Annotated in this window: 20 protein-coding genes and 1 pseudogene; 11 read left to right on the plus strand and 10 right to left on the minus strand. The window is 70.6% G+C overall.

The window, feature by feature from the left end; translation table 11 throughout:
- Positions 1-781 (minus strand): annotated as a pseudogene (locus tag ABTY61_RS38690) (hypothetical protein); the annotation flags it as partial.
- A 647-nt stretch (positions 782-1,428) separates the two neighbouring features.
- On the opposite strand from ABTY61_RS38690, the gene ABTY61_RS38695 reads away from it, so the two are divergent.
- On the plus strand, positions 1,429-1,944 hold the full coding sequence (locus ABTY61_RS38695; RefSeq protein ID WP_350509905.1) for a putative immunity protein: 516 nt from the start codon (positions 1,429-1,431) through the stop codon (positions 1,942-1,944).
- 139 nt (positions 1,945-2,083) lie between these two features.
- Here ABTY61_RS38695 and ABTY61_RS38700 read toward each other — a convergent pair whose 3' ends face one another.
- The 3 genes from ABTY61_RS38700 to ABTY61_RS38710 all read right to left on the minus strand — a co-directional run bounded on the left by ABTY61_RS38700 (position 2,084) and on the right by ABTY61_RS38710 (position 3,848).
- Complete coding sequence (locus ABTY61_RS38700) at positions 2,084-2,923, minus strand: transposase family protein (protein WP_350509906.1); 840 nt, start codon at positions 2,921-2,923, stop codon at positions 2,084-2,086.
- Between the two features lie 64 nt (positions 2,924-2,987).
- On the minus strand, positions 2,988-3,443 hold the full coding sequence (locus tag ABTY61_RS38705) for a hypothetical protein (protein WP_350509907.1): 456 nt from the start codon (positions 3,441-3,443) through the stop codon (positions 2,988-2,990).
- A 192-nt stretch (positions 3,444-3,635) separates the two neighbouring features.
- Positions 3,636-3,848, minus strand: a complete 213-nt coding sequence (locus tag ABTY61_RS38710; RefSeq protein ID WP_350509908.1) for a DUF4240 domain-containing protein — start codon at positions 3,846-3,848, stop codon at positions 3,636-3,638.
- 177 nt (positions 3,849-4,025) lie between these two features.
- Here ABTY61_RS38710 and ABTY61_RS38715 point away from each other — a divergent pair, with 177 nt between their 5' ends.
- The gene (locus ABTY61_RS38715) at positions 4,026-4,661 is read left to right on the plus strand and encodes a DUF6461 domain-containing protein (protein WP_350509909.1); all 636 of its coding nucleotides are present in this window, start codon (positions 4,026-4,028) and stop codon (positions 4,659-4,661) included.
- 57 nt (positions 4,662-4,718) lie between these two features.
- Here the strand turns inward: ABTY61_RS38715 and ABTY61_RS38720 are convergent, their stop codons facing one another.
- Both ABTY61_RS38720 and ABTY61_RS38725 read right to left on the minus strand, forming a co-directional pair.
- A complete protein-coding gene (locus ABTY61_RS38720) occupies positions 4,719-5,381 on the minus strand; it encodes a hypothetical protein (RefSeq protein ID WP_350509910.1) in 663 nt (220 codons plus the stop codon).
- Positions 5,382-5,391: 10 nt separating this feature from the next.
- On the minus strand, positions 5,392-6,063 hold the full coding sequence (locus ABTY61_RS38725) for a hypothetical protein (protein ID WP_350509911.1): 672 nt from the start codon (positions 6,061-6,063) through the stop codon (positions 5,392-5,394).
- A gap of 99 nt (positions 6,064-6,162) precedes the next feature.
- On the opposite strand from ABTY61_RS38725, the gene ABTY61_RS38730 reads away from it, so the two are divergent.
- The 7 genes from ABTY61_RS38730 to ABTY61_RS38760 all read left to right on the plus strand — a co-directional run bounded on the left by ABTY61_RS38730 (position 6,163) and on the right by ABTY61_RS38760 (position 13,236).
- Positions 6,163-6,531: a cupin domain-containing protein gene (locus ABTY61_RS38730; protein ID WP_350509912.1), complete on the plus strand. Its 369-nt coding sequence runs from the start codon at positions 6,163-6,165 to the stop codon at positions 6,529-6,531.
- Positions 6,532-6,684: 153 nt separating this feature from the next.
- A complete protein-coding gene (locus tag ABTY61_RS38735) occupies positions 6,685-7,179 on the plus strand; it encodes a DUF3885 domain-containing protein (protein WP_350509913.1) in 495 nt (164 codons plus the stop codon).
- A gap of 991 nt (positions 7,180-8,170) precedes the next feature.
- A complete protein-coding gene (locus ABTY61_RS38740; protein ID WP_350509914.1) occupies positions 8,171-8,563 on the plus strand; it encodes a transposase in 393 nt (130 codons plus the stop codon).
- A 351-nt stretch (positions 8,564-8,914) separates the two neighbouring features.
- On the plus strand, positions 8,915-9,112 hold the full coding sequence (locus ABTY61_RS38745) for a hypothetical protein (protein ID WP_350509915.1): 198 nt from the start codon (positions 8,915-8,917) through the stop codon (positions 9,110-9,112).
- 72 nt (positions 9,113-9,184) lie between these two features.
- Positions 9,185-9,379 carry a hypothetical protein gene (locus tag ABTY61_RS38750; protein ID WP_350509916.1) on the plus strand — a complete coding sequence of 65 codons (195 nt, stop codon included), beginning with the start codon at positions 9,185-9,187 and terminating at the stop codon, positions 9,377-9,379.
- A 99-nt stretch (positions 9,380-9,478) separates the two neighbouring features.
- A complete protein-coding gene (locus tag ABTY61_RS38755; RefSeq protein WP_350509917.1) occupies positions 9,479-10,852 on the plus strand; it encodes a radical SAM/SPASM domain-containing protein in 1,374 nt (457 codons plus the stop codon).
- A gap of 11 nt (positions 10,853-10,863) precedes the next feature.
- Positions 10,864-13,236: a TOMM precursor leader peptide-binding protein gene (locus ABTY61_RS38760; RefSeq protein ID WP_502895511.1), complete on the plus strand. Its 2,373-nt coding sequence runs from the start codon at positions 10,864-10,866 to the stop codon at positions 13,234-13,236.
- Positions 13,237-13,521: 285 nt separating this feature from the next.
- Here ABTY61_RS38760 and mhpA read toward each other — a convergent pair whose 3' ends face one another.
- From mhpA to ABTY61_RS38780, 4 genes are read right to left on the minus strand one after another with little or no spacing between them, the layout of a single operon-like run.
- The gene (mhpA, locus tag ABTY61_RS38765) at positions 13,522-15,048 is read right to left on the minus strand and encodes a bifunctional 3-(3-hydroxy-phenyl)propionate/3-hydroxycinnamic acid hydroxylase MhpA (protein ID WP_350509918.1); all 1,527 of its coding nucleotides are present in this window, start codon (positions 15,046-15,048) and stop codon (positions 13,522-13,524) included.
- On the minus strand, positions 15,045-16,937 hold the full coding sequence (locus tag ABTY61_RS38770) for an acyl-CoA synthetase (RefSeq protein WP_350509919.1): 1,893 nt from the start codon (positions 16,935-16,937) through the stop codon (positions 15,045-15,047). Before ABTY61_RS38770 ends, mhpA begins: the two co-directional genes overlap by 4 nt.
- Positions 16,934-17,875 (minus strand): fumarylacetoacetate hydrolase family protein, encoded by a 942-nt coding sequence (locus ABTY61_RS38775; protein ID WP_350509920.1) that lies wholly within the window; start codon positions 17,873-17,875, stop codon positions 16,934-16,936. The genes ABTY61_RS38770 and ABTY61_RS38775 overlap by 4 nt, the downstream gene beginning before the upstream one ends.
- On the minus strand, positions 17,872-19,017 hold the full coding sequence (locus ABTY61_RS38780) for a VOC family protein (RefSeq protein ID WP_350509921.1): 1,146 nt from the start codon (positions 19,015-19,017) through the stop codon (positions 17,872-17,874). The genes ABTY61_RS38775 and ABTY61_RS38780 overlap by 4 nt, the downstream gene beginning before the upstream one ends.
- A 143-nt stretch (positions 19,018-19,160) precedes the next feature.
- Between ABTY61_RS38780 and ABTY61_RS38785 the strand changes: the two genes are divergently transcribed.
- Together ABTY61_RS38785 and ABTY61_RS38790 are read left to right on the plus strand one after the other, a co-directional pair.
- Positions 19,161-19,808 carry a TetR/AcrR family transcriptional regulator gene (locus tag ABTY61_RS38785; RefSeq protein ID WP_350509922.1) on the plus strand — a complete coding sequence of 216 codons (648 nt, stop codon included), beginning with the start codon at positions 19,161-19,163 and terminating at the stop codon, positions 19,806-19,808.
- A 151-nt stretch (positions 19,809-19,959) separates the two neighbouring features.
- Complete coding sequence (locus tag ABTY61_RS38790) at positions 19,960-21,612, plus strand: MFS transporter (RefSeq protein ID WP_350509923.1); 1,653 nt, start codon at positions 19,960-19,962, stop codon at positions 21,610-21,612.
- Positions 21,613-21,680: the final 68 nt, after the last annotated feature.

Below are 21,680 nucleotides of genomic sequence, written 5' to 3' on the forward strand. Positions count from 1 at the left end.
GGTCGATGCTCATGCCCGGGTCGCCGGTGATGCTGGGGTCGATGCTCATGCCCGGGTCGCCGGTGATGCTGGGGTCGATGCTCATGCCCGGGTCGCCGGTGATGCTGGGGTCGATGCTCATGCCCGGGTCGAAACCGTGGATGTCGCCGCTGGGGTCAGGGGGGAGGTCGAAGCCGGGGTCGAGGCCATCCGTGAAAGGAGTTTCGGGTGGTAGCTTTCCCAATCCCATAGGCGTATGCGCATCGGGTCCGAGCCCAGCTGGTTCACGCCCTTGCCAAGGCCGGTCGGGGCCTGTGTCTCCGTGCAGCTTCTCGTGCACGCCCGGGTGCCAGCCAGTTTGCTTGTGCCCAGCGCCGAGTGCTTCCCCGGCAGCAAGGCCCGCGTCGATGAGATTTCCTAGCAGTTGCGCCGCCTTGTTCTGCAAGACGGGGTCGTCTGGATAAGCATGCTGGGCGAGGAACATGCCGATAGCGCCTCCCAGGCTCCCCGAGGTGATCGCCAAGCCCTCAAGCCAGATATCGGCGGGATTGTAGGGCAGCTCGCGTCCCGTGGGCATTCCTATGGCCGGTTGAGCCTCCGTACGCACTTCCAGATCAAGGAACTGGCGCATGGCCGCTTGAGCCTGAGGAGACTGGTCGATCGTCTTGAACAGGGCAATCTCGCGGGCCGAGTAAAGGTCACCTAGCGTCTTTTCCAGCCCTGCGGCGGCAGCGTCATGATAGAAGCTCCACCCATGCGCGACCCAGCGCGCCTCCTGGCCTGGATTGCTGCGAGAACTCATCGCATCACCCCGTGTCCTGGAGCGGTCCCTTCTCTATCGTCCAACCCAGCGTTGGCGGCAGCCACTCGGACGGGTGCTCTGCTGGCGACTCAAGTTGCGAGTGTCAACTCAACATGCGATCGTGCGCCTGCCTGAGGAGGCTGGAGCAAAGGATCGGAGCCACGGTCTGGGTTTCGACGTTCGGGTGCTCGCGCAGTCCTCAGGCGCCGCTCGCACGGGAGGCCAAGCCGGGGTCGACCGTACGTCCTTCGGTCTCGGCAAGAACCTGGTGGAGTTGTGCCGCGAAGGAGTGGCGGGAGACCTCACGCCTGTTACCTTTGCCGCTCGACGGCGTCATGACTCAGCGGCTATCTGGCGTGTCGTGTACGGGTCGGGTCGTACTCCCTGGCGGTGTCTTAGAAACTGGGTTGCGCGTGACATTGGCGCGGACACGGGAAGCTTTACAAGCCCCACCCGCGGCGATCCGATTCCGATCTTCAAGTCTCGCGAACCTTTGTTCGCGAGACCAGGCCCTGGAGTGCCTCCGGCATCGCGCATACCCGGACATGACATGTCAGATATCGCTGAGTCATGACGCCATCGAGCGGCAAAGGTGACAGGCACACCCCAGCGAGTGGCGCCGATGCGCGCAGGAGGGACTGCAAGTCGTGATCCTCCCGAAGGTCCGGGACCCTCGCTTTGTGACGATCCGCCGTGGTGGGACTCTCACTGATGCGGATCACCGTCTCCTTGCTCTATGGGCTGCCTCGTGTGCAGAGCACGTCCTTGGGCTCTTCGAGTCGGTCCAGCCCGGGGACCCGCGGCCACGCCAGGCGATCGAGCATGCCCGGGCATGGGTGCGTGGCGAGGTCAAGATGATGCAGGCTCGCGCGGCGGGCGGCCATGCGATGGGGGCAGCCAGAGACCTGCGTGGGGCAGCACGACATGCCGCGTACGCCGCCGGCCAGGCCGGGGCCGTCGCCCACGTGGCCGCTCACGAGCTCGGCGCGGCCGCCTACGCGATCAAGGCCGCACGTGCAGCGGCACCGGAAGGCGGGAGCGAGACCGCGGGACGACTCGAGTGCCAGTGGCAACGCAATCAGCTCCCGGAGGCGATCCGCGAGCTCGTACTTGATGACCAGCGGCTGCGCAACGACATCTGCTGGTCGGTGTTCGACTGTTGAAGCCGGACCTTGCACGTTTCCTCGTGCCTGGCCCAATGGGCGGTAAGCATCTTGAAGTAGCAGGTCGCGGGTCTGGTGTGCGTGGGCTTCAGGGTGCTCGGACTGGTTGCGGTCGGATGACTCCCGTCAAGGTCGTCGGTCAGCGGGTGACTTCGCGGTTCGTCAGCACCAGCAGGGCCCTCACCAGCGCGGTCGCCCACTTCGGGTCGGTGCGTACCTTGCCGAGCACGCGCCAGTTCTTCAAGTGCGCGAAGCCATGCTCGACCGGGGCCCGGACCGCGGCCAGCGCCTTGTTGGAGAGTTTCTGGCTGTAGGTCAGGGGCCGGTTGCGGGCGGCCTTGTAGCCGGTGATCACCGCCGGGTCGGCGTCCGGGCCGCTGTCGTCGAGGCCGATGAAGCCCAGGTCGGCGATGGCACCGAGGCCGGCAGCGCGGAGATGGGCGGTGAGTTTGTCGTGCCGGCAGGCGGTGATCTCCGAGGAGCGTCCCGGCCGCACCGCGGAAACCCATACCAGCCGGCCCCTGTCGTCGGTGAGCGCGATCACGAGCAGGCCGTGGCATTTGTGCTTACCCGAGTAGTTCTTCCGGTTCGCTGTTCCGGTGCGCCGCCGGGTGCGGATCAGGGAGCCGTCCAGCAGCACCACCCCACCACCCTTTCGGGCGATCTTCTTCAGCGCGCGGTCCAGGCGCGGGGCGCGCACGGCGAGCAGGCCGACGACCTCCCGCACCCAGCGGGTGACGGTGGTGCGGTGCACCCCGTTTCCGCCGGGCAGATCGCCGGGCCGCTGGTCACAGCGCAGCACCGCCAGCACGATCCCCGCGATCTTCCCCGCGGGCAGGGCCCGCCACCGCGAGCCGATCTTCTTCAAGTAGCCGCGGATCAGGGTGGCGAGATAGTTCAGAGTGGCGCTCGACAGCGGCAGACGGGCGGTGTAGACAAGGCCGTCAGGGCCCTCGACGGTATCGTTGTTTTTCTTCACACCAAACTCAACTGCCGCCGGGGGCCCGCTGGTTACGCCCCACTCCGTCTCCGTCCCGGCGTGGCTACCGACGTGCGGTGAACCGTCCGTCGGGCCGCTTGTGCAGCCACCCACGATCGGCGAGTTTGGTCATCTTCGCCCGCAGCGGCTCCAGCTTCCCGCGCATCGACACCTCAAGTCCCAGCTCCTCGCCCACCGCCCTGACCTGCACCGGACCATCGGCGGCCCGGACGATCGAGAGGATCCGGAGGTAGTCACCGGGCAGCGCGGTCTCATCGGGATCATCGCCGCGATGCGGGACCAGCAGCACCGCGCGCCCCGCCATCTGCGCCTTCACCGGAGCCACCGCAACGGCGGACTCCGCCTCGTCGCGGTCCTGTTCGGCCAGACGGTGCAGCACCCGCTCGGCGATCGCCAACTCCTCCCGCTCCGCCTCGACCTCCCGAAGCCGCTTGCTCAGCTCCTCGGCGAGCGCGTCCAGCTCGCTCCGGCGAGCCGTGATCCGCTCCAGCTCGGACATCCCCGCTCCCCTCCGCGCGATCTGGTGGCGTATCTGCACGGTGACGGATCGTAGGGGGGCGCTCGCGACAGGCGCAGCAGAATCCGAGAAACGCCCCGGCCGCCCAGTCAGACGATCTTCACCGTGGACACCGGCCGCCGGCCAGCGCGAGCACGGCAAGACGCGTGCACACCAGACCCATGACCTGCAAGTTCACGATGCACACCGCCCAATGAGGTACGCCGCTGCCCAGACATCCCAGCGGTAGAGGGCGCCGTGGAGTTCGTCGAACCGCTCCTGGTACTCCAGGATCTCCCTCTTCGAGCGGGCGGCCAGCAGGCCGACCAGCGACTGGTCGAAAGTGCCGCTCTCCTCAGCCTGCGAGCGCGCGGTCTCGATGAGGTGCCAGAACTCGTCCAGTTCCATGACGTGGCACTCTGCCAGCCGGGGACGACAAGCGGGCCTCGAAGCGACGGGGAGCCTGTCAGGGCCTCCGCGTATTCTGCCGCGCATGAGCATGATCGGGGAGTACTCGCGGCTGGCACCCGCCGAGCTGGGCCAAGCTGTCCAAGCTCCGGAGCGGGCCTCGGATCGGAGGCCGGCATGGATGGGTTGACAGTTGCGGAAGACGCCGAGAAGCGCTTCGCCTGGGTCGATGAGTTGGAGGAGGACTACATCCTGCCCACCGTCGCGGTGATCGCCGGTGTGGGGCGGAACGACGTGATCCGCCGGCTGCACGGCGACCCGGAGACCGGTCGACTCCTGACGGCACGACAGGCCGCCGACGAGACGGCTCGCGCCGACCGCGAACAGGATCTGATCGGCGTCGGGATGGCCGGTGACCTGGTGTTCGTGGTGGAAGCCGGTGGCTGCACGACAGCGATCCCTGGGGTTCTTCGGGATCTATCACGTGGTGGCCGGTGCTTCAGTGTGCAGATCGATATCAACGGGGGAGACACCGTCCACTACGCCGTGGACGGCGAGCTCGTTGTCTATGAAGAGCACTACGGGCCGGTCAACCCGCTGAGGGCGGGAGATCCACGCTGGGATGCCGAGTGGTGCCAGGGGCTGATCGACGTAAGCGACGAGACGGAGATCTGGGGTGTGAAGATCTTCGCGCTGATGGAGCGAGTGATGGGCGCCTCCGTCCACCCCTCGTGGTTCACCGAGCCGCTCGACACGTTCGCCGTTCCGCTGGCCTTCGGTTATGCGAACACCCCTGCCTGGGACATGCCCTGACACGACCGCCATTCCGCAGGCCGCGCGGCGGCCTGTCGGCGTACACGGGGTAAGTGCTCAGCCGCGTACTGCTGAACGTGCTCGCCCGTTCGCTTCAGCGGGGGCCTTTTCTGACCGCGCGGTTGCCCGACGGTGGGTGGCGCGGACCAGTACGGCGACCAGAGCCGCCAGGTCGAGGGCGCCGGCCGGGTCATCCGCGTAGCGGGTGGTCTGCAGCGGCCCCACTTCGTCCAGGCGTACTCCTTCCCTTTCCAGGATGTGGGCGAGGACCAGTAGTGCCAGGCGGGCGTTGCCGTCCGGGTAGGGGTGGAAGAAGGCGATGTCCAGGTACGCTCCGGCCGCGCGGGCGGGCAGAGGGACCGACGGGTCGGCGCTCTGGTACAGGCAGGCGGCGAAGTCCTGCCAAGTGTGGGGAGTCAGCCCGTATCGTTCCCGGCCGGCCTTGGCGAAGGCGTCGCTCTGACGCAGACGTACCTCGTTCACACCGAGGACCAGCTGCTGCCAGCCGGTGAGCAGGGCCGGGGTTAGCGGTTCTCCCCGTGAGGCCGCGGCGCGGGACAGGGTCATCGCGGCAAGCAGCCGGCGAGCGCGGTCCGGGGCGCGGCGGCGGACCGGACCGTCGAACCAGGCGGCGAGTCCGTCCACGACCGGGCGTACCGGGGCCGGGCGCACGCTCGCGGCCGAGGACCAGCCGACCTGCTTCCTGGCCTTGCACCACACGGCCAGCGAGTCATCGCTCGCGGTAGAAACCCCGGCCGGTCAGGCGGATCGCCAGGTCCTCTCCCACCGTGTCGACCAGGGTCGGGGCGGGTGCAACGTGGCTCTTGAACCGGCCGTCGATCGCGGCTTCCACCGCTTTCTGGGCCTCTTTCTGTCCCAGGCCGGTGGAGGTGAGGAACCAGGTCAGCGTCGTCTCGCAGATCCCGAACCAGGACGACTCGGCGTGGGTGCTGTTGACGACCGCGGTGACCAGGCGGGTCACCGCGCGTTCCAGATGCCAGCTGCGGTCCTCGGCGTCCGCGCCGGGAAGCGGTGCGAGTTGCTCGAACCTCTCGGCCATGTCCTCCAGCCAGTCACGCCACTCCAGCAGACAGGTCACGACGCGTTCGGTGGTCTCCTCCGCCTCCCCGACCGAGCGCGCATCGCAGCACCAGGCCTCGACTGGCCCACCATAATGGGTCGAGTGATCCCATCCGCAGGCCCACCGGCCGTAACGGGACACCAGGAGCACGGTGACCTCGTCGATGAATCGAAAGCCCGCCATCCGCTCGGCACCGATGGGAGGCACCATCGGGATGATCAGCGCCGTCAGCCGCGCCGCCTCATCCTCGTCCCAGTCGAAGTGGAGAACCACCAGCTGCGTGGACAGCGCCGCCCCGGGGGCGTCGTGCTGCCGTTCCACAACCGGGAGTGAGCCGCCACCAGTTCCTCAGTTCCTCCTCGGCACTGCCGGGGTCGCCGTGATTCCCAGGGACGGCCCGAGCGGCGGCAGAATCACGCTGTGAAGATTTTCAACATCAACGCGATCGCCGGCACTGAGACGAGCGCCTACGGCAGCAGCGGTGTCCGACGCTTCCGTGTCCACGGCGGAGGCGGCCCTGCCGCCGTGAACATCATGCACCTGGCCCCAGGGGGACGCCTTGGCCGGCACGTCGCGCCAGTGCCCCAGTTCCTCATCGTCACCGAAGGCCACGGCTGGGCAAGCGGCACGGACGGCGAACCCGAGGCCCTGGCTCAGGGGCAGGCCGCCTGCTGGGCTGTCGGCGAGGAGCACGAGACCTGGACCGACACGGGTATGACCGTGCTCATCATCGAAGCCCAGCTTCCGTCCCAGGACAGCCTCCTCGGCGAAGCCGCCGAGCAGCAGTAGGAAGTCGTTTCCGTCGTTGATCGACCGCGGGCATCATGCCTGCTGATACACAGCTGGGCGAAAGGACGAGTGCCGCACGTGTCTGGGACCGGACAGATGGCGTTGACAGAGAGGTGGCAGCAGTGTTGGCCCGCGTGTCCTCCCATCGGCTACATGCTCCGCGACCGGTATCAAGACGTGTGGGTGCGCTTTCACAGCCTGCCGGGCTCGAAGCGGTATGCCGATAGCGAGAACGAGTACGCCATCATCCTGGAACGCCACAACACCGTTCTGGACGAGCTGTTCGCCTGCGCAGATGTCTATGTGGTCACGCCAGTCTGGACAGCGGAGCCCGACGTTCCTGAGCATCAGCCGGACGCGGACTACTGGCAGACCTTGCTGACGCAGGACGATCCGGACCCGGATTTTCGGACCTACACTCACCTCTTCGCCGCTCGTCGACCTTGGCGGCACGGATGCATCGACGCCCTGCTACATGAGGTTGCGGACTACAAGACGGCTGGTGTCCTCATCGCCGACACCCGGATGGAGCGCCTCTACCATCCCTATGACGGTGGTGCAGACGTTCTCCTCCCCACGACCGAAGAACGAGACCGGCTTCGCGACCGGTACTCCTCCTGGCTCTCCAGCCACCCAGGTGGGCTCTGACGGACCGCCGGCTCGACGCAGGTGCCGGTTTCCCTTCGTCTGCCGGTCCCAGCCTCAACCGGGCTACCAGTGCAACACGCATGGACTGGACACGGAACACGAGTGGCTGGAGCCGGATCTGGGGCGAGCCAGGTTGCCGAGGTCCAAGACGCCACCATCGAGGAGCGTCAGTGGAACTCCTGTGAGGAGATGTACCGGGGCCTTGGATTCGACGGCACGTTTCGCGGCATCTACTTCTAGTAATGGGCGATGTTGCATTCGATGCAACATTCAGCGTGGCCGATACAGGCCGCTGGTCTGCTGATTTCCGAGGGGGCCGACTCCGAGCCGGTCCCCTTGCCTGGTGCCGGGGCTGGAGTGTCCGCTCGTCGGGGCGGTGACGTCACGCTCGCCGCCTACACGGCGGTGGCGTGCATCGGAGCCACCGCTGCCCGTGCCCCCCCAGGAGGAGGCCACCACCTGGTGCCGGCGGGTTCCCCATGCCGCGAGGTCCACGCCCATCACCTGGGCGTGCGTCCCCGACATCGCGAGGGCGTCTTCGAGTACAGCCTCACCCTCACCGTGGGGTTCTCCGAACAGGAGACCGGCGAGCACACCGCAGACACCCACCACTCCACGCGCCAACAGCCAACCCTCATGGGGGTGAACGGACCGCACTGCCATCGCCGGTGTCGCGGTTCGTTCACCCCCGGAACGGACGGCCAGCCGCGCGGTCGTTGAGACTGAGTGTCCGCGACGTCCCCTGAGCGTGGTTGTTGGCCCCGACCTCGCCGCCCTTGTCATGAGTGCTCCTGCTGACCCGAAAGGCGGACTGCGACGCCCTGGGCTGCTTCCCGTGCCCGGGGCTGAGGAACTCGGAATCGAACCACGGCCTTGTGGGTCGGCGACCAGTGGCATGCGGTCGAGCAGGGGAGTCGGTCGGGCCAACTGCAACGCTCAGGGAGCCACCCCCAAGCGCTCAAGGGCTACTTCGGACGCTCAGTCTCAGTCGTTGTACCGACAGGGCGGGCCGGCTTCCGCATGCGGACAGCTCGGGTGGGAGACGCTGGCGAGCAACTCCTTCGGTGCGATCAGCAAGGACCGGCGGGTTGCCGCGATCATCCGTACGATCTCCGCCCAGCGCACCGCTGACGCGGTCCGCACCCAGTTCGACGCCGTCGCCGACCTGCTCGGCAGGAAGTTCCAGACGGTCAGGACAGTGCTGCTGGGGGCAAAGGAGGACCTGACCGCCTTCGCGTTCTTCCCGAAACGGCATTGGAAGTGCGGACCGGGTGGCGATGGCGCCCCCCAATCATCTGCCGTGCGGACAGCGTGGCAGCGGCGTCAGCTGCCGCATGCGCAGCTGGCGGCGGCCTTCGCCTCGGTCGGGCCTGGATGGGGGTGAGGGCCTGCTCGTCGAGGGTGCAGCAGGCGGTGGTGCCACGGCAGGCGTCCGGCGTGCCGTCGGCCTTGGCGAGGGTGTCCGCGTCTGGTGCGCCCAGCTGCCAAGCACACCGATCGCCTACCTGGCGAAATACCGGGGCGGGGCCGGGGAGGCCCGGGGCGGCGTCCCGCAGAGTCCGTTCGAGTGCGAATCCAGGGTCCCGCTGGCAAGGCCATCGGCTCCGTGGTCGCATGGATGTGCGCCACGACGGAGGTTTCGGTGGCGGTCTTGGCTTTCGCCAGGGCCAACACGGCTCCTGCGAAGGCATTCGCCCGTGACACGGGTAACCAGCAGAGAAGCCAGGAGCACACCATGGCAGATTTCGACCCGAAGAAGCTCGCGGAGACCCTCAACAAGGCCCGGCTGAGTGTCGACTCGGCGCTCACCGACCTGCGGGTCTCCGGAGCCCTCGGCGACGAGGCGATGAGCGAGGAGTTCGCCAAGACCGCCGGCGGCAACTCGTCCTGCGTCATCAACACGGGGTGCCACAAGGCCACTGCGGAACAGTAGGAAGAACCGGGTCACCCTGCGGCGGCATTCGCCCGTGACACGGGTGACCCGACGAGAGCCCAGGAGTACACCATGGCAGATTTCGACCCGAAGAAGCTCGCGGAGACCCTCAACAAGGCCCGGCTGAGTGTCGACTCGGCGCTCACCGACCTGCGGGTCTCCGGAGCCCTCGGCGACGAGGCGATGAGCGAGGAGCTCGCCAAGGCCGCCGGCGGCAACACCGGTTGTCACATCAACACCGGGTGCGGCAAGGCCGCTGCGGAATAGAGGCCTCCGCACGCCGCTGGACAGATGAGCAGCACCATCCCGGTGCGGGCCGCAGAGCGTCTGCGGCCCGCACCTCCTAGCGGAAGTTGAACCCCTTTCATGGCCAGGAAACTCTCCCGGTACCACTTCGCCAGCCCCCCTGTCTTCGACGAGTTGAGCGACCGCACCCGGCGCGTGGTGTTCGCCACCCGCAGCGCCGAACTGCGGGTGCTGGACGAGGCGGCCTGGCAACTGCTCACCACCGAGCCCGAACGACTGCCCGGTGACGTCGTCGAGGACCTGACCGGGATCCACCTCCTCGTGGACGACGGCGAGGACGAACTACGCAGCGTGGTGGACGAGAACCGGGATGCCATCGCCGCCCTGGACTGCCTGTCCCTGGTCGTCACTCCGACCGCCCAGTGCCAACTCGGCTGCGGGTACTGTGGCCAGGAACACTCGGCGCGCTGGCTGTCGCCGCACCACCAGGACGCCTTCGTCCGCCAGGTGACCCGCAAGCTGGACGCCTACCCCTACCGGGAGGTGGACCTGTGCTGGTTCGGCGCCGAACCGCTGGTCGGCATGGCGGTGATCCGCGAGCTGACACCGCGTCTGCGGGCGGTCGCGGAAGAGCGGGGGTGCTCGTTCGGGGCCCGGATCATCACCAATGGCCTCGCCCTGGGCAGGCGGATCGCGCGCGAGCTGGTGGAACGGCACGGCGTGGCCTCCATCGACATCACGCTCGACGGGACGCCCGAGTACCACGACACCCGCCGGGGGACGAAGAGCGGCACCCCCACCTTCCGGCGGATCTTCGCCAACCTGGTGGCGCTGGCCGAGTCAGACCTCAAGGTCCGGATCAACCTCAGGATCAACGTGGATGAGGCCAACTGGCAGGGGATCTCCCCCCTGATCGACATGCTGGCCCGAGCCGGCCTCCAGCGCAGGGTCGCCTGCTACTTCGCCCCGATCCACTCCTGGGGCAACGACGCCCACAAGAAGGCCCTGTCGGCCCGGGACTTTGCGGACCTCGAAGTGCAGTGGCACGCGGAACTCCTCCTCGCGGGCTTCCCCAGCCGGCTGATGCCGGGGCGCAGACGGATCGTGTGTCTGGCGGTGCAGAGGGACGGCCTCCTCGTCGACGCGAACGGCACCCTGTTCCACTGCACGGAGGCGCCGTACGTACCCGGCTATGGCGAGCCCGACGAGATGGCCATCGGCACCGTCGACGCGGGCGAGGACGCGGAGCGCCGTACAACGCTCTCCCTGTTCAACGACGAGGTCCGGGCGGGCGCCTACAACTGTTCCTCCTGCGCGCTGCTCCCGGTGTGCGGAGGGGCGTGCCCGAAGCTCTGGAAGGAGGGAATCCCCCCGTGTCCCAGCACACTTCACAACATGCCGGAGCGGCTCCTCCTGGTCCTGGCGGCCCACCGGATCAACACCTCGCCGACGACGCCGGCGGTGGGCGCGACCACGACCATGGCGGCGTCCTGAACCGGGGCGGGGTGCGGCTGGCCGAGGGCGTTATCGTCCGGGGGACGGACCGCGGGCTCGTCATCGGCGACGACCTGGGCACCCACCTGCTCGGCGACCGCGACCTGGGGAGGTTCGCGGCCGGGCTGCTGCCCCTCCTCGACGGCACCCGCCGGCGGGACGAGATCACCCGGTCGGCCGGCGGCGAACTGGCCGCGCACGCCGCACAGTTCCTGGAACTGCTCGACGCCCGGGGCCTGCTCTACGAGGGCGCCCCGCAGAGCCACGCCGAGTCGGGCGGGCCGAGGCCGCCGTTTCTCCCGGGCGCAGCTCCGGACAGCGAACGTCGCCTGGCGGCGGCCACCGTCACGCTGTACGGCCGCGGGCCATGGGGCGCCGAGGCCGTACGCCACCTCGCACGGGCGGGCGCAGGGCGGATCGTCCTGGCCGACGAGGAAGACGAGGAGTACCAGGACGGCGTCGCCGCCCGCACGCGCACCACCGACCAGGCCGACCGCAACCGCCGACTCCGTGAGCTCCCTGAACCCCCCGCACTCCAGCGGCTCCTGGCCGCCGAGGCGCCGCACTGTGACATCCGTTCGATCCCGGTGAACCGGCTGAGAGCCCAGCTCGCCGGTGTCCCGCCGACCACAGGCCTGCTGCTGATCGCCCTGCGGAGCTCGGACACCCGGCGCCACCTCGGCATCGCGCGCCTCGCCCGGGCGGCCGCGACGCCGCACCTGTACGCGACGCTGAAGGGCCCGGAGGGGATCGTCGGTCCGTTGGTGGTGCCGGGGACCTCGGCCTGCTGGAATTGCTGCCGGCTCCGCGAGACGGCCTGTTCCGCCGTCCCCTGGGCCGAACGGACGGTCCAGGCGGCACGCGCCAGTCGCGCGCTGCCCTCAGCCGCCACCGACGCCGGACCCCGGTCGGCCGCCCTCGGCGCTGAACTCGCGCTCGCGGCCCTGAGGTTCCTGACGACCCCGGACGCCGCCCCCGCCGGGGTGCTGCGGGTACACAACACCCTGACGGGCGGGACGCGCGAGCACCGGGTGCTCCGGATGCCACGCTGCGAGGTGTGCGGCACCCCGCCCCGCCCCGCCGCCCCGGCGACGGCCCGCGCCCCCCGGACCACCCCGATGACGGTGCACGAGCTGCGCGACCACTTGGTGGATCCGCGCGTGGGCGTGGTACGCCGCGCGGGCACGCTGCGCAGTGACATCTGTCCCACGCTGGTCCGCGCGTACGCCGTCCTCAGCTGCTACACGGAGGACGCGGACCTCCGGGACGGGCAGGTCACCAGCCCCGGTGCAGCCGAGTGGTGCGGCGGCCGGGCGTTCACCGAGGACGAGGCGTTGACCGGCGCGCTCGGCGAAGCCGTCGAGCGCTACTGCGCAGCCGTGCCGCCCGCCGTCGCCCGCACGGCCCGGGCCGGCGAACTGGACGGCGAGGTACTCGACCCGCGCCGCCTGGGCCTCTACTCGCCGCAGCAGTACGCGCGGCCCGGTTTCCCCTACCGCCCCTACGACCCGCAGACGCCGTACACCTGGGTGCGGGGCGCCTGGCTGGACGGCACCGGCGAGGTTTGGCTGCCCGCCGACCAGGCCCACTACTCGGCCGGGGGCGGCGTACTCGCGCAGGTGACGACCAACGGACTCGCCGCCGGGCGCGACCACGCGGACGCCGCACACCGGGCCACGCTGGAACTCGTCGAACGGGACGCGCTGTTGAGGGCGTGGTTCACCCGCACCCCGCCACCCGCCCTGGACCTCGGTCCCGGTTCGGAGGGGGCGGGCAGCCAGGTCGCCCGGCTCGTCCAGGACCTCGGAGCCCACGGGCTCGATGTCCGCTTCCACCTGCTGCCCGCCGCGGGCGGCGTGCCCGTGGTGCTCTGCGTCGGACTCGGCGACGGCCGCCGCTGGCCCGCCGTGACCGTCACGTCCGCGGCGCACCCCAGCAGCCGCACAGCCGTCGTGAAGGCGGTGCTGGAGCAGGCACAGACCGTCCTCGCCCTGCGCACCGAACTCGAAGCCGGCCGCCGACCGCCGACCCGCGACGCGGACGTGGTGACGTTCATCGACCACGCCCTACGCTACGCCCGGCCCGGCGCCCGTCGCCGCCTCTCCTTCCTCACGGCCGGCACCGGTATGGTCCGCCTACAGGACCTCCCCGACCCGCCGCTGGTCGAACAGACGACCGCCCGACTGGCCGACCGCCTCGGCGTACCCGTGGCCGTCGCCGACGTGACCTCCGCCGACCTCACCGCCACCGGCCTCCGGGTGGCCCGCGCCCTGGCTCCGGGCCTCCAGCCCCTGCACTGCGGCGCCGGTCTGGAACGCCTGGCCGACGCCCGCCGGCGCTACGGCGCTCGGTCCCTGCACACCGCCCCGCACCCGATGTGCTGAGCGGCTGGCGGAGCTGTCGGTCCTGTTTTCTCCTCCGCTGGATCCTGCGGAATTGAGGATGTGGTGCGGTGCCGTGTGGGGGTACGGGTCCTCGGTTGCCGAAGCTGGCTCCGCCCGCACCAGCGGAGAATACGACACGTCGGGAACAAGTGTTCTCCGCCGGTATTGAACGAGCTTCCCGTGGACTGCCGCGTCGAGCCGCAGGACCTCGGCGGCGGCCGAGTCCGCTACCGGCTGCGGAGCACCCTCAGCAAGGGCCAGAAGCTCGGCGGGATCGCGGAGGAATCAGGTACGCCTGCGGGGGCTCGGTGCGGGCAGGAGCCTGCGCAGTGCCTTCGGGTCGCGGGCGGTGCGCTGGACGGTGCCATCGGGGCGGACCAGCGCCGCTACGGTGCGGCCCCGGCGGAGCCAGCGGTGCAGGGCGGTGCCGGGGGAGGCGGTGACCAGGACACCGCCGCGGCCCTGGACCTCGGCCCGCAGCGCCGGGGTGACGGCTGCGGAGGTGACCAGCGCGAAGCGGCCGGCGGCCAGGTCGTCGAAGCGCAGGCCGTCCGGCAGCTGGGCGTTGGGGCACAGACGTCCCGCGAGGCCGCGCCCGAGCCGCCTGCGGTCCACCAGGCTCGAACGGCGCAGGGCCGGGGTCCGGCTGTCGAGGATGCGGTTGCTCAGACCGGGAACCAGGTGCAGGTGGGGTGCGAGCATGCGGCGCAGCGCGCTGCCGGTGTCCCCGCCTGCGGTCATGGCGGTGCCGACCAGCTTCGCCAGGGTGATCATCGCTCGGGTGTGGGGCTTGCGTTCGGCCTCGTAGCTGTCCAGTACCTGTTCCGGGAGACGGCCGTCGAGGACGGCGGCGAGCTTCCAAGTGAGGTTGGCGGCGTCGCGCAGGCCCGCGCCCATGCCCTGGCCGATAAAGGGCGGGGTGAGGTGGGCGGCGTCGCCGAGCAGGAAGACGCGCCGCTCGCGCCAGTGGTCGGCGATCTGGGCCCGGAAGGTGTACTCCGCCGTGCGCATGATCTCCAGTTCGTCCGCGGGGACGTCGCCGGTCCAGGGCCGGATGAGGGGGTGCAGACGGGTCATGTCGCGGTAGTCGTCGGCGCTTTCGCCGGGCAGGAGCTGGAACTCCCAGCGGTAGCGGCGTTCGCTGATGCGCATGTAGGTGGCCGCACGTACCGGGTCGCAGACCTGGTGCACGCCTTCCCACTGGTGCAGGTCGGCGTCGGTGGCGACGTCGACGACCAGCCAGCGTTGTGCGAAGGCCAGGTCGTGCATGGTGGCGCCGATCGTCGAGCGGGTCAGGCTGTTGGCGCCGTCGCAGCCGAGCACGTACCGGGCCGTCACGGTGCTGGTCTCGCTGGTGCTCCGGTCGGTGAGCCGTACCCGCACCGGGCCGCCGCCGGACTGCTCGACCGCGGTGACGTCCACGTTGCCGCGCAGGGTGACGGTCGGGTGCCGTTCGAGGTTGGCGCGCAACAGCGCCTCCAGTTGGGGCTGGTCGAACATGTTGGCCTCGGGGTGGCCGTGTCGCCCGAGGTCGGCGCCGCGCCGGAACTCGGCCAGTACCCGCAGGTCGCGGTCCAGGAGCCGCAGGCCGTGGGCGGGGCGGGAGATGGCGGCGAACTGCCTGGCGATGCCGAGTCGGGCGAGCAGCCGGTAGATCTCGTCGTCGAGGTGGACCGCCCGCGGCAGTGGATAGACCGACTCCCAGCGGTCCAGCACGAGGGTCTCGATGCCGTACTGGCCCAGCAGGGTCGCCGCGGTCAGCCCGGTGGGGCCGGCGCCGATCACGGCCACCGGGATGGTGTCGGCGGTCATGGCGCCACCGGTCCGGGCGCCGCCGGGGACCACGTCCAACGCAGGGCGTACTGGTCGAGGACCGCGCTGATGGCCTCGCGATCACCGGCGCCGGGGGCGACGGACACGAGGACGGACCCGTCCTCGACCGCCGCGTCGACCTCCACGTCGTGTCCTTGACCGGCCAGGGCCTCTGCGACAACCAGCCGGGTGGCGTCCGCCCGCAGGGCGGGCTTGTAGGGCTTGCCGACGTCGGTCACCGGCAGCGCGGCGAGGACGGTGACGGACTTCGGTGCGGCCGCGCGTTCCGGGACGCGCTCGGCGGCCCACCGGCGGAGCTCGTCCTCGCTCACGTCCGCCTCCGGCGCGAGGGTCACGTACGCCACCGGGACCTCGCCCGCGTGCGGGTCCGGGCGTCCGACCGCGCCCGCGCCGGTGACGTGCGGGTGGGCGAGCAGCGCGTCCTCGATGACGGCCGGGTCGATGTTGTGGCCGCCGCGGATGATCAGGTCCTTGGCACGGCCGGCCAGGCGGACGAACCCGTCGGCGTCGAGTCGGGCCAGGTCGCCGGTGTCGAGCCAGCCGTCCACGAGCTTGCCGAGGCCGTCGAGCACCGGACGGCCCTGGGCGTCGCGGCCGGTGACGTAGCCGGCGAACACGGTCGGGCCGGCGATCGCCAGCAGGCCGGTCTGCCCGGCGGGCAGCTCCGCCCACGAGTCCGGGTGGACGACCTTCACCCGCTGGTAGGGCATGCGCTGCCCGACCGTGCCGGGGCGCGGCGCGTCGGGGAAGCTGCGGGCGCTGGCACAGGTGGCCTCGGTCAGGCCGTAGCCCTCGACCAGCCTCACCCCGCTACGGGCCTCGAACGCGGTGCGGACGGCGTCGGGCAGCGGCGACGCGCCGACCATGGCGTACCGCAGGCTGCTGATGTCCGCCGCGCCGACCGGGCACTGTGCGAGTACCTGGTAGACGGTCGGCACGGCGCTCATGGCGGTGATGCCGTAGTGCTCGACGATCGACCAGAACTCCCCGTACAGGGCGGGTTCGCGGTAGCCGAGCGGCCCTGCCCACACCACCTGCTGGCCCTTGAACAGCGGCGCGAGCAAGGTCACCACGAGGGCGTTGACGTGGAACAGGGGCAGGGCGGCGAAGACCACCGCTTCGCTGTCGAGCATCGAGTTGGCGGCGATCATCCAGGCGTTGGCGACTTCGCTTTCGTGGGTGTGGGCGGCGAGCTTCGGGGTGCCGGTGGTGCCGCCGGTGTGGAAGAACGCGGCCAGGTCAGCCGGCCGGGGCGGTTCTCCCGTGAATGCGGACGCGTCCTCGGCCTGGGCCAGGTCGGCGAGGTAGGCGATGAGTACCCCGTCGATCTGCGGCAGCGGCGCGGGATCGCCGACTGCCGTCGTGGGCCGAAGCACCAGGACCGCGTCGAGCGCTTCGGCCAACGCGGGCAGCTTCGCCCAGACGTCCGGGGCCAGCTCCGGGCCCGCGGCGACGAGGACCCGGGCGCCGGAGCGCTGCAGCAGCTCGGCCAGGTGCGCGGGGGCGAGAGCGGCGTTGAGCGGCGCGGCGATGCCGGCGAGCTGCGCGGCGAGTGTCGCGGGGATGAGTTCGGCGCAGTTGGGCGCCATCAGCGCGACCGGGGCGCCGCGGCGGACCCCGAACCGGTGCAGGACGTTGGCATAGCGGTGCACTCCGGCCAGCAGGTCCGCGAAGGTGTACCGCAGCGGCCCGCGCCACCGCTCGGCGTCGGGGAGCACCGTCAGGGCGGTGCGGTCGGGCCAGAGCCGCGCGGCCCGGGCCAGCAGGTCGTAGGTGGAGGCAGGAAGGCCACGGGCCTCGAGCGGCACCGCCTCGATCGCGGCCAGGTCGGAAGGGGCGGCGTAGTGGGGCCACAGGGGTTCGCTCACCGGGCGTACCTCACCGTCGTGCGCTGGCGGCCCAGGTCGAGCGTGCCGTCGTCGGTGGCGACGGCGGCCTCCACCAGGTCGCCGTCCCGCAGGTACTTGGGATTCTTGGCCTGGGACTTGAAGAACAGCCGCCACTTGGTCGCGGCCGGCAGCAGCGAGCCGAGGATCTCGACCGGCTTGGGCGGCGCGCTGAGCGCGGTGCCGACCGGGGTGCCCGTGAGCAGCAGGTCGCCGGGGTCCAGCCGTTGGAAGCCGGTGAGCGCCTGGAGGGCCTTGAGCGGCCGGTGGATCATGTCGGAGGCGGGCATGTCCTGCCGTAGCTCGCCGTTGACCCACAGGCGCAGCCGCAGTTCGGCGAACCGGCCGAGGTCGCCCTCCTCCAGCAGCACCAGCGCCGGCCCGGTGGGGGTGAAGGTGGGGTAGGACTTCGCCTCGTAGAACTGGGTCTTGGGCAGTTGCAGGTCCCGGGCGGAGACGTCGTTGGTGACCACGAGGGCGGCGACGTAGTCGGCGAGGTTCGCGGGTGAGACCTGGGTGCCGACCGGGAGCGGTGCGCCGAGGACGAGGCCGATCTCCACCTCGTAGTCGAGCAGCCGCACGTGAGCGGGCTTGACGATGTCCTGGTAGGGGCCGCTGATCGACCCGGACGCCTTGCGGAAGAACGCGAGCGGGACGCTCTTCGGATCAAGGCCCGCATCGGCCGCGTGCGAGACGAAGTTCGCCATCTGGGCCACGACCCGGCAGCCCGGGGTGATCGGGGAGAGCACCGCGAGATCGGCGACCGGCACGCCGGCGTCGGTGCCGTTCACGGCAGCGGTGACGGCGTCCCGGTCGGCCAGCAGTTCGGCGGTGGTGGCGGCCGCGGTCCGGACGCGGACGGCGCGCTGGTCGCGGACGGCGTACCAGCCGTCGGCGGTGCGCAGGACGTTGACGCTCATCGGTTCATCGCTTTCATCAGTCCCAGCAGGCGGCCGGGGTCGATCTCGTTGTCGGCGCGCAGGGCGCGCACGACCTCGCGGATCAGGGCGGGGGTGGGGTTGGCGCCGAGGAAGTCGCGGGTGGCGGGCGGGCCCCACTGGGCCAGGCCGCCGGCGGACATCGGAGCCCAGCCGGGTTCCAGGTCGCAGTCGAACAGGTCACCGTCGGCGAAGTGCTCGACCATCAGCCTGTCCGGGTCTCGCCAGTAGTCGAAGAGCTGACTGCCCTGGATGTGCCGGCCGATGCCCCAGCTGCGCTTGTAGCCGCGCTCGGCGAGGTACTGCCCGCCGGCGGCGATCGCGTCGAGGTCGGTGACCTGGTAGGCGGAGTGGACGTAGCCGGTGCGTGGGCCCAGGTGCATCGCGAGGGTGTGGTGGTCGACCGGCGTGCTGCCCTGGTCGCAGCGGATGAACGCCATGGTGGGCCCGCGTCCGCGCTGGCCGTCCAGGAACAGGAAGTCGCTGACGATCAGGCCGAGGGTCTCCAGGTACCAGTCCAGGGCCCGGCTGAACCTCGGCGTCTCCAGCACGACGTGCCCCAGCCGCTGGATGCGGGCCGGTTCGCGCGGCGGGCGCTGGGTGGCATTGGTCCGGGCCCGTTCCCCGCCGAAGTTGAGCAGGAGCGGGGGCTGTTCGGGCAGGGCCGGGAGCTGCTCGGTGCCGTGGACGACGCGGACCGGGAAGCCGGACGGGTCGACCAGGTCCACGACCTGCCCGCCGCCGAACTCCCCTAGGTCGCGGACCGGATGGCCGGTGGCTCGCGCCAGGCGGTCCAGGTCCGTGCGCCCGGCGGCCCGGAACACCGGCCCGACGAATCGTGAGGCGCGGCCGTGGCGCAGCACCACGCACGCCGAGCCGGGCAGCGTGCCGCGCAGGTACAACGCCTGGCCGGTACGCGCGGCGACGGCGAAGCCGAAGTCGCGGGCGAACACCTCGGCGCGGGCCAGGTCGGGCTTCTCGAACTCCAGCCAGGCCAGGTCCGCCACCTTGATCACGGGTCGGCGGGCGCGGCCGGGGTGCTCCCCGCGCAGCGCCCCGTGCTCGCTGTGCAGGTCCTGGTGGGCGGTGGTGTGCCCGGGCGGGCGGGCACGGTCGTTCGACATGGGGGGCTCCGTCAGGGGTGGCTCACACGGACACGCTTCTGATGAGAAGCTCCGAACTGATAGAAGCATCAGTCTTGCCGGAGCAATCGTCAAGGGTCAGAGTGATGGAGTCATCAGATCTGAATGCCGCCTAGACTGGCGCTATGCCGAACCAGCTCGACACCGCCGACGGCCCCGCGAGTGCCAACCGCTTCGAGCGCCGCCGTGCGCGCACCCGCCAGGCGCTGATCGCCGCCGCGCGGCAGATCCTCGCCGAGACCGGCGAGACCTCGGCGAGCATCCAGGAGATCGCCGATCGCGCCGACGTGGGCTTCGGCACGTTCTACAACCACTTCGAGACCAAGAACGACCTGTTCGACGCCGCAGTCGGCGACGCCCTGGAGGAGTACGGCCAGCTGCTCGACAGCGTCACCGAAGGCATCGACGACCCGGCCGCGGTCTTCGGCGCCAGCGTCCGCCTCACGCTGCGGCTGGCCGCGTCGCATCCCGAGATCACCCAGATCCTGCGCCTGCGTGGCCTGCCGCACATCAACGCCGCCACCGGGCTCGGGCCGCGCGCCCTGCGCGACCTGGAGGTCGGCAAGGCGTCCGGCCGCTTCACCTTCGAAGACCCGCTGGTGGCCCTGTCCGCGGTCGGCGGCGCGCTGATCGGCCTGCTCCAGCTCAACTCGGCGCGCGACCTCGGCGCGGCGGCCGGCGAGCAGATGGCCGAGATGATCCTGCGTATGCTCGGGCTCCCCGCGGACGAGGCCCACGAGATTTCCGTCCGCCCCCTGCCCGACCTGCCCTGACCCCGTCGGTCCGCCGCCCCCGCGCCTGCCCAGGCCCCCGCACCGTTCCACGGTGCGGGGGCCTGCCGCATCCCCAACCTTGTGGGCGCACCCGTGAGCCGCGGCTGACCGTCCGGTCGTAACTGATGAAATCATCATTTACGATGAGGGCATGAAGATGCTCGAGTGCAGCAACCCCCCTGCCCGAACAGGTCGTGGCGGCCAGAGCGGCGTGCTCTTCGCCATGTGCCTCTCCCTCGTCCTGGTCGTGGCCTCGGTCTCCGCACTGAACCTGGCGCTGCCGAATCTCGCCGTGGAACTGGGCGCCACCAACTCGGCGCTGACCTGGATCGCCGACGGCTACACCGTGGCGCTGGCCGCGCTGGTCCTGCCGCTGGGCGCGCTCGGTGACCGGATCGGGCGCCGCAAGGTCCTGATCGTCGGGAACGTCGTCTTCGGCGCAGCCGCGGTCTTCGCGGCCTGCTCCTCCTCCACCTCGCACCTGATCGTGTGCCGGGTGGTGATGGGCCTCGGGGCGGCCATGATCATGCCCGGCACCCTGTCGACGATCACCGCGGTCCTCCCCAAGGACAGGAAGGACCGCGGGGTCGCGATCTGGTCCGGCTTCGCCGCGGCCGGGGCCATCATCGGCATGCTCGCCGCCGGCGGCCTGCTGGAGCGGTTCTCCTGGAAGTCGATCTTCTGGACCAGCGCCGCCACCGCCACGGTGTGCGCGCTCGCCGCGCTGCTGCTGGCCCCGGAGACGCGCAGCTCGCTGCGGGAGCGCTTCGACTTCCCCGGGTCGGCCACCACCGCACTGGCGGTGGGGGCGCTGGTCTACGGGATCATCGAGGGCAACGACCGGGGCTGGAGCCGCCCGGAGGTCCTCGCCGCGTTCGCGGTCGCCGCGGTGGCGCTGGCCGCCTACGTGGTCCTGGGCCTGCGCAGCCGCCACCCGCTGCTGGACCCGCGCCTGTTCAAGCTGCGCGGTTTCGGCGCGGGCACGCTGGCGATCCTGGTGCAGTTCATGGCCGTCTTCGGGTTCTTCTTCGTCGGCCTGCAGTTCCTCCAACTGATTCTCGGCTACAGCCCGCTGCACAGCGCGGTCGCGCTGATACCGGTCGCGGCCGTCGTCCTGCCCACCTCAGTGGTCACACCGCGCCTGGCCAAGCGCCTGGGCGTCAAGGCGGTCATGCCCGCAGGCCTGCTGTGCCTGGCCGGCGGCATGTTCTGGCTGACCCGCCTGCACGCCGACAGCGGCTACCTGCCCTTCCTCGGCGCCCTGGTCCTCGCCGGGGCCGGTATCGGCCTGACCAGTGCCACCGGCACCAGCTCCATCGTCGACTCCCTCGGCCCCGACAGCCAGGGGGTGGCCTCGGCCATGAACGACACCGCCCGCGAGGTCGGCTCCGCGATCGGCATCGCGTTGATGGGCTCGGTGTTCTCCAGCCACTACCGCTCCGCACTGCCCGACGGCCTGTCCCGCCTGCCCGCCCAGGCCGCCGAGACCGTGCACCACTCCGCCGCCGGCGGACTCGAAGTCGCGGCCCACCTCGGCGCCCAGGGGCCCGCGCTGGCCGCCGCCGTCCGCGACGCCTTCATGTCCGGCTTCACCTCCGCGATGGAAGTCATCGCAGCGATTCTGGCGGTCGCCGCCATAGCCTGCGCTGCGATCGCACCGCGCCTCGGCCGGAAGGCCCAGGCCGCAGCCCCGCAGCACCACTGGTCCGCCGAGCCCGAGCCAGAGGCCACCATGAGGCAGCAGACCACCGCCCTGGGCAGGGACACGGACGTGCTCAACGCGTCCACCGCAGACCGGCCGTAGCGGGCGGGATCACGACGATCGCGAAGCGGCGGCCAAGCGGACGGCGGCGACACCGAGTAAGTGATCGC

The organism is Kitasatospora sp. NPDC096128 (assembly GCF_040303105.1).
Taxonomy (GTDB): domain Bacteria; phylum Actinomycetota; class Actinomycetes; order Streptomycetales; family Streptomycetaceae; genus Kitasatospora.